We start from the raw sequence: 7,437 nt of genomic DNA, 5'->3' as shown, positions 1-7,437 counted from the left end.
GGATCAGCAGCGCGCCGACGCCTGCCGAAGGCAGGGTCGAGAGAATCGTGATCGGATGGATGTAGCTCTCGTAGAGAATGCCGAGGATCAGATAGACCACCACGAGAGCTGCCAGGATCAGCAGCGGCACAGTGCCAAGCGACTGCTGGAAGGCCTGCGCGGTGCCCTGGAAGCTCGAATTCAGCGTTGCCGGCGCGCCGAGATCGGCCATGGCCTTCTGCACGGCTTCCGTGGCCTGTCCCAGCGCCACGCCCTGCGCGAGGTTGAAGCTGATCGTGATCGCCGGGAATTGGCCCTGATGGCTGATCGAGAGCGGTCGCACCGGATCGGTCGTCCAGGTCGCAAAGGTCGACAGCGGCACCTGGTCGCCGGTTAGCGGCGATTTCAGGTACAGCTTGTTCAGGCTGTCGAGATTACCCTGCATCTCCGGCAGGATCTCCAGGATCACGTGATAGCTGTTGAGCTGCGTGAAGTACTGCGTGACCTGGCGCTGGCCGAATGCGTCATAGAGCGTGTCGTCGATCAGCTGCGGCTGGATGCCGTAGCGCGAGGCGGTGTCGCGATTGATCTTGAGCTGAACCGTGGTGCCCTGGGTCTGCTGGTCGGTCGCGACGTCACGCAGCTCCGGCAGCGTCTGCATCTTGGCGAGGATCTTGGGCGCCCAGCCATTGAGCTCGCCGAGATCGGCGTCCTGCAAGGTGAATTCGAACTGGGTGCGCGTCGGGCGGCCGCCGAGTCGGACGTCCTGCGCGGCCTGCATATAGAGGCGAGCGCCCTCGACCTTCTCGAGTTTCGGACGCAGCCGCGCGATGATCTGCTGCGCGGATGCCTCGCGATCGTTGCGCGCCTTCAGCGTGATGAACATGTTGCCGTTGTTGCCGGCGCGTCCGCTGCCGCCGATGTTCATCGCGATGGAAGCAACGTCAGGATCGGCCATCACGATCTTGCCGAGCTCCTGCTGCTTCTTCTGCATCTCGGCAAACGAGATGTCCTGAGATGCTTCGGACGTCGCGGTGATCAGGCCGACGTCCTGCTGCGGGAAGAAGCCCTTCGGGATCAGGATGAACAGGTAGACCGACAGGCCGAGGGTGGCGAAGAAGATGGTGAGCGTGGTGCGCCGCCAGCTCAGCGCGTGGTCGAGGACGTATTCATAGCCGCGCAGCATCGCGTCGAAGGCGCGCTCGCTCCACGCATAGAACTTGCCGTGCTTCACCTCGCCATGGGCGCGCAGGAAGCGCGAGGCCATCATCGGGGTCAGCGTCAGCGACACGAACATCGAGACGAAGATCGTCATCGCGAGCACGACGGCGAATTCGCGGAACAGGCGCCCGATGATGCCGCCCATCAGCAGCAGCGGGATCAGCACCGCAACCAGCGAGATGCTGATCGACACGATGGTGAAGCCGATCTCCTTGGCGCCCTTGTAGGCGGCGGCGAGGGGCGAATCGCCGTTTTCGATGTAGCGCGTGATGTTCTCGAGCATCACGATCGCGTCGTCGACGACGAAGCCAACCGCGATCGTGAGCGCCATCAGCGACAGATTGTCGAGCGAATAGCCGAACACCCACATCAGGGCGCACGCGCCGAGCAGCGCCAGCGGAACCGTGACGGTGGGAATGACAGTCGCCCAGAAGCTGCGCAGGAAGACGAAGATGACCATGACCACCAGGACGATGGTCAACAGCAGCGTGAACTGGACGTCCTCGACCGCGGCGCGGATGGTCGTGGTGCGGTCGCTGATCACCTCGATCTTGATCGCCGGCGGGATCGCCGCCACCAGCCGGGGCAGGGTTGCCTTGATCCGGTCGACGGTCTCGATGACGTTGGCGCCAGGCTGCTTGAACACCACCAGGAACACGCCGCGCTTCCCGTTGGCCCAGGCGGCTTGCTTGGCGTCTTCGGGCCCGGTGACCGCCTGGCCGATATCGCGGATTCGCAATGGGCCGCCGTTGCGGTAGGCGATGATGACGTCGTTCCAGTCCTTGGACTGGAGTAGCTGGTCATTGGCGTAGATGGTGTAGGCGCGTCTCTCGCCGTCGATATTGCCCTTGGGACTATCGACCGTCGTGATCGCGATTGCGCTGCGGACGTCCTCGAGCGACAGGCCTTTGGCGACCAGTTTCGCCGGGTCGATCTGCACACGGACCGACGGCTTCTGCTGGCCGCCGATGAAGACCTGCGCGACGCCGGAGATCTGGCTGATCTGCTGGGCGAGCTGGGCGTCAATCGCATCGCTGACGGTCGTCAGCGGCAACGTCTCGGATGTCGCGGACAATAGCAGGATCGGCGAATCCGCCGGATTGACCTTGCGATAGGTCGGCGGCGAGGGCAGGTTTTTCGGTAACTGGCCGCTCGCCGCGTTGATGGCGCCCTGCACGTCGTTGGCGGCGCCGTCGATGCTGCGATTGAGGTCGAACTGGATGGTGATCGAGGCCGTGCCCAGATAGCTCGTCGACGTCATCTGGGCGATGCCGGGGATCTGGGCGAATTGGCGTTCGAGCGGCTGGGCGACCGAGGAGGCCATCGTCTCCGGGCTGCCGCCTGGCAGGTTGGCGGTGATCTGGATGGTCGGGAAGTCGACCTGCGGCAGCGGCGCGACCGGCAGCAGCGGGTAAGCGACGAGGCCGACAAAAAGAATGCCGGCCATCAGCAGCGAGGTGCCGATGGGATAACGGATAAAAGGTGCCGAAATCCCGCCGTCGTTCATTCCTGTCGAACCTTGTTCTGGCCCGGATTCGAACTCGCGACCGCCGTAGAGACGAGGCTTCCGGGCTGCACCTTGAACTGACCGCCGGTGATCACTTGTTGTCCCGGGCTAAGTCCTTCATCGATCACCGAGCGTCCATCGATGGAATAGCTGACCTTGAGCTTGCGCAGTTCAGCCTTGTTCTCCTGATTGACCGTATAGGCGTAGAGACCGTTGGTTGAATGCTGGACCGCGTCGTCGGGGACCACCGTGGCGTCTTTCAGCGTCCGCACCAGAAGACGCGTCGAGACCGATTGGCCTGGCCACAACGCGTGGTCCTTGTTGTCGAACACCGCTTTCAGCCGAATAGTCCCGCTGGTCGTGTCGACCTGATTGTTGATGACGGCGAGCTTGCCTTCCGCGAGCGCCTTCTTGCCATCGGTGGTCAGCGCGATCACCTTGAGCGCGCCGGCCTTCTGACCCTCATTAATGTAGGGCAACTGGTCCTCGGGCGCAGTGAAGATCACCGTGATCGGCTCGATCTGGGCAATGGAGACGATCGCCGTCTGGCTGGAGGCATTGACGATATTGCCGATATCGACCTGGCGCAGACCCGCAACGCCGGTGATCGGCGACTTGACCTGGGTGTAGTCGAGCTGGGTCTGGGCATTGGAAATCGCGGCCTCGTCGGCCGCGATCTGCGCGGTGAGCTGGGCGACGGTGGAACGTTGGGTGTCAGTCTGCTGCCGGGTCGCGAATTCGCCGAGCTTGGTATAGCGCTGGAGGTCGAGATTGGCGTTGGCGAGATTCGCCTCGTCCTGCGCCTTCTTGGCCTTGGCCTGATCGAGCGCGGCCTGGAAGGGGCGGGGATCAATCTCGACCAGAAGGTCGCCCTGGTTGACGATCTGGCCCTCGGTGAAGGCGATCTTGTCGATCTGGCCATCCACGCGAGTCCGGACTTGTACGGTGTTGAAACCCTGAACCGTGCCGAGACCGGTCAGATAGACCGGAAAATCGGCCTGCTGGACTGGTGCGATGGTAACGGGAACTGCGACCGGTCGCGGCGGGCCTTTTTGCGCGGCCTGGGTCTTGGCGGCGTCGGGACCATAAAAGCGTTGCCAGCCGAAGTAGCCTGCCACGGCCACGGCTGCGATGAGGGAAAACCACAGAATCGGCCGCGACTTTTTCATATCGGCTTCGTATTGGCTCGCTTGCCCAAAAGGTTGAATAATGGGTCTTCGAAAGGGTTCCGGCGCGGAGCCTGTATAATACACGCCAAGTTCCAGTGTAAACAACACTGTCGCTTGAGAATCCTAAACAATCGGAAAGCTTTGCATCCGATCCGGGCGGCGTGCGCGTATCGTGAACAGCCGCTCCGTTGAGCAGCTTGTCGGGCAGTAGCATCGATCAACGTGCAAAGGTTTCGCCAGTCGCGCACCGCGTGCGCGATCCGCTGCGCCGATGCTGAAGGGGAGACCTTTCGGATGTGGCTGCGCCGCCCTCGCCAGAACGGTTCTAAATAGATCGCGCCGTGTTTCCGTTGTCAGCCCATGCGACGTCGTCCATATCACCGCCGCACAACGGGAGCGCATGATGGACGAGCTGAACGGCAAGCTGATCGCGTGTCAGATTCTGATCGCGGGCCTGATCGCGCGCGTCGCCAACGAACAGGGCGATCCCTTACGCTTCCTGACCGACTTTCGCGACGAGATCAAAGCCGTCGTGAAGGGCGTCAACATCGCCGGCATGGACGATACTGATCGCGTTCGTTCCGTCGCACAGCAAACGGTCGACGAATTGTTCTCGCTGATGAAGCCGCCGAGCAGTGATTGATGGGCTGCTACATGTAAGTGCCCAAGCGCAAGATGCGTATCGGCCTGCTGCATCACTTTGTCGCGCTAGTTTAGAGCAATATCAGACTCGAATTTTAGAATTGATTTGATCTGGAGGTATTCAAGCGGTTTCGTGCGCGCTTCGCATTGACCCAATTTTTTCCGATCGATAGCACCGCCCCATCGCTTGACGCACATGTTGCGCGTCAACGATCAGAAAATTGAAATTGGGGTGCATTGGAATGGGGCTGGTGGTAGCGCCGCGATCGCTGCGTTCGATCGCTGCGATCGATTCGGTTGGACACAAGTGTGATGGAAATTCCGGCAGGGCGGTTTCGACTGTTGCTGGCTTGATTGCAGCGGCATCGTTTTCGGGGGCGGCCGAAGCGCAGCAGTCGAATCTTCCCCCCGTCAGTGTCGATGCGCCCGTCGAGCGCCCGCGGCCTGCCGCATCGAAACCGTCGCCGGAGCAGGTTCGTGCGCGCAATGCGCTTCGCCGCGCGGCGCAGCGCCAGCAGGCGCAACAGGCCGCAGCCGCGCCGTCCCAGAGCGCAGGCGCGCCGGACCGCAATCCGTATGCCGATCCAGCAGCTCCCTACAAGGTCGATCACGTGCAGGCCTCGGGCAAGTTTCCCGAGCCGATGTTGAACACGCCGAAGACCATCACCGTGCTCAGCAAGGAAGTGCTGGAGGACAAGAACGCCACGACGCTGAAGGAGATCGGTCGCTCGACCGCCGGTGTGACGCTGGGCTCCGGCGAGGGTGGCAACGCGTTCGGCGACCGCTTCTTCATCCGCGGCTTCGATGCGCGCAACGACGTCTTCATCGACGGCATCCGCGATCCCGCCGTCAGCATCCGCGAGAACTTCTTCACCGAGCAGATCGAGATCCTGCGCGGGCCGGCTTCGTCCTACGCCGGACGCGGGACCGCGGGCGGCGCCATCAACATCGTGACCAAGCAGGCGGGTGACCAGAACTTCAAGCGGATGGATACCGAGTTCGGCACCGACATGACCAAGCGCGTTACGCTCGACGTCAACCAGGTGATCGACCCGACTTTCTCGGTCCGCACCGGTGGACTGTTCCAGGATGCCAACGTTGCCGGCCGCAATTACGTGACCGACGATCGTTGGGGCACCTTCGTCTCGACCAAGTACACCCCGACGAGCGATCTCAAGATCACGACGAATTACGTGCACACCGATCTCAGCGGTTTGCCGGATTTCGGGGTGCCTTACTACAAGCAGGGCAACGTGCCGGTCACCGAGGCCGGGATCCCGCGCCAGAACTGGTACGGCTTCGTCAACCGCGACTTCCAGACTGCGCGGCAGGACTTCGGCACCGCCACGGCCGAGTACAGGGTCAACGAGGCCGTCACCCTGACCAGCAAGGTGCGCGGCGAGCACTCGCTACTGAACTATATCGGCACGCTGCCGCAGAACCCGAATACGACCAACGTCAATCCGCTGCTCTGGACGACCACGGCCAGCGCGCAGAGCCGTTACCAGAACGTGGACGTGTGGGCCAACCAGAACGAGGCCACGTTCAAGCTCGACACCGGCGGGGTCAAGCACACCGCGGTGTTCGGCGTCGAATATACGAACGAGGACATCTCGATCGACCGTTACACCGGTCTCTCCTCGGAACTGTTCGGCGGCGGCTCAACGAGCAACGGCGCCGTCCAGAACGTCAATCTCTATTCCCCTCAGTACACTTATCTCTCTGGCTTCGGCACGCCGTCGCTGGTTGGAAACCCGACGCGTTATGGGGTCAACACCAGCAGCGTCTACGTCATGGACACCGCGAACTGGCAGGACACCATCATCGTCAATGGCGGTGTCCGCTATGATGGCTACAGCCAAAGCTCTTCGACAAACTCGGCTTATCTCAAGCAGAATGCCAATCTCGTCAATTACAACGTCGGCCTGGTCTACAAGCCGATGTCGATCGGCAGCATCTACGCGGCCTATGCGACCTCGGCCAATCCGTTCGGGTCGGAGCTTGACGCAACCGGCACCGATTACGGTGGCGTTCCGGCGAACACGGCCATTCTGCTCGGCCCCGAGCGCAACAAGGCGGCCGAAATCGGCACCAAATGGGAACTCGCCGACCGCCATCTGCTCGTGACGGGCGCACTGTTCCAAACCACCAAGGACAATGCGCGCGAGACCGTCAACAACCTGCTGACTTCGGGCGCGGCCTACAGAATCCAGGGCATCGACATCGAGGCCGAGGGCAAGATCACGGACCGCTGGAGCATCTTCGGCGGCCTGGTGCTGATGCAGTCGAAGGTCACGCAAAGCGGCATCGCCTCCAACATCGGCCTCCAGCTGGCCAACGTCGCCCACCAGTCGTTCAGCATGCTCACCAAGTACAAGCTCGACGATGGTTGGGAGCTCGGCGGGCAGGCGGTGTATCGCTCGAAGGTCTATGGCGGCACGTTTGCGGCCAACACCGGCAATGAGCTGCCGAGCTACTGGCGCTTCGACGCGTTCGTCGAGAAGAAGATCGACAAGAACTGGACGATGAAGCTCTACGCGCAGAACCTGACCAACAAGCTGTACTACGACACGCTCTATCGCAGCGCTGTACCGTTCGTGGCGGTCGCACCAGGCCGGGCGTTCTACGTCGTCACCTCGGCCAAGTTCTGAGGCTCCGATGGAGAGCAGCCTGACCCGCTCTCGTCGTTACGATATCCGCGGCCAGATGGTCGCGGATATCGCGCGGCCATCAACGATCGACCGATGCGAAGGAGAATTCGGCAGACATTTCGTGAGTCAATTTAGAACGCTTACAAGCTCCAATTTAGAATCGTTTCAAACTGAAGTTTAGAATCGTTTTGATCTGGATTGATTCAAAGATATCCCGGCCGTGATCGCGTTGACCCACTTTACTCCGCTCGATACCAACGCTGCGTCG

The 7,437-nt window shown here is 61.7% G+C and carries 4 protein-coding genes; 2 read left to right on the top strand and 2 right to left on the bottom strand.

The features are described 5' to 3' along the window. Window positions 1–2,707, bottom strand: a 2,707-nt coding sequence (locus SO180_RS35890; protein WP_449383542.1) for an efflux RND transporter permease subunit, incomplete at its 3' end; no start/stop codon positions are given. Beyond that, window positions 2,704–3,876 carry an efflux RND transporter periplasmic adaptor subunit gene (locus SO180_RS35885; protein WP_449383541.1) on the bottom strand — a complete coding sequence of 391 codons (1,173 nt, stop codon included), beginning with the start codon at window positions 3,874–3,876 and terminating at the stop codon, window positions 2,704–2,706. The genes SO180_RS35885 and SO180_RS35890, both read right to left, overlap by 4 nt. 403 nt (window positions 3,877–4,279) lie before the next feature. Here SO180_RS35885 and SO180_RS35880 point away from each other — a divergent pair, with 403 nt between their 5' ends. Both SO180_RS35880 and SO180_RS35875 read left to right on the top strand, forming a co-directional pair. Continuing rightward, window positions 4,280–4,519 (top strand): hypothetical protein, encoded by a 240-nt coding sequence (locus tag SO180_RS35880; RefSeq protein ID WP_449383540.1) that lies wholly within the window; start codon window positions 4,280–4,282, stop codon window positions 4,517–4,519. 241 nt (window positions 4,520–4,760) lie between these two features. Continuing rightward, window positions 4,761–7,169: a TonB-dependent receptor gene (locus SO180_RS35875; protein WP_449383539.1), complete on the top strand. Its 2,409-nt coding sequence runs from the start codon at window positions 4,761–4,763 to the stop codon at window positions 7,167–7,169. Window positions 7,170–7,437: the final 268 nt, after the last annotated feature.

The sequence above is a fragment of the Bradyrhizobium sp. UFLA05-112 genome (genome assembly GCF_053572325.1).
Note: the sequence above shows the minus strand (reverse complement) of the source record. Positions and strands in the feature narration are given on the sequence as shown.

Coding starts and splice junctions, on each gene's coding strand:
- SO180_RS35885 (WP_449383541.1), bottom strand. CDS start 3,876: ATGAAAAAGTCGCGGCCGATTCTGTGGTTTTCCCTCATCGCAGCCGTG.
- SO180_RS35880 (WP_449383540.1), top strand. CDS start 4,280: ATGGACGAGCTGAACGGCAAGCTGATCGCGTGTCAGATTCTGATCGCG.
- SO180_RS35875 (WP_449383539.1), top strand. CDS start 4,761: ATGGGGCTGGTGGTAGCGCCGCGATCGCTGCGTTCGATCGCTGCGATC.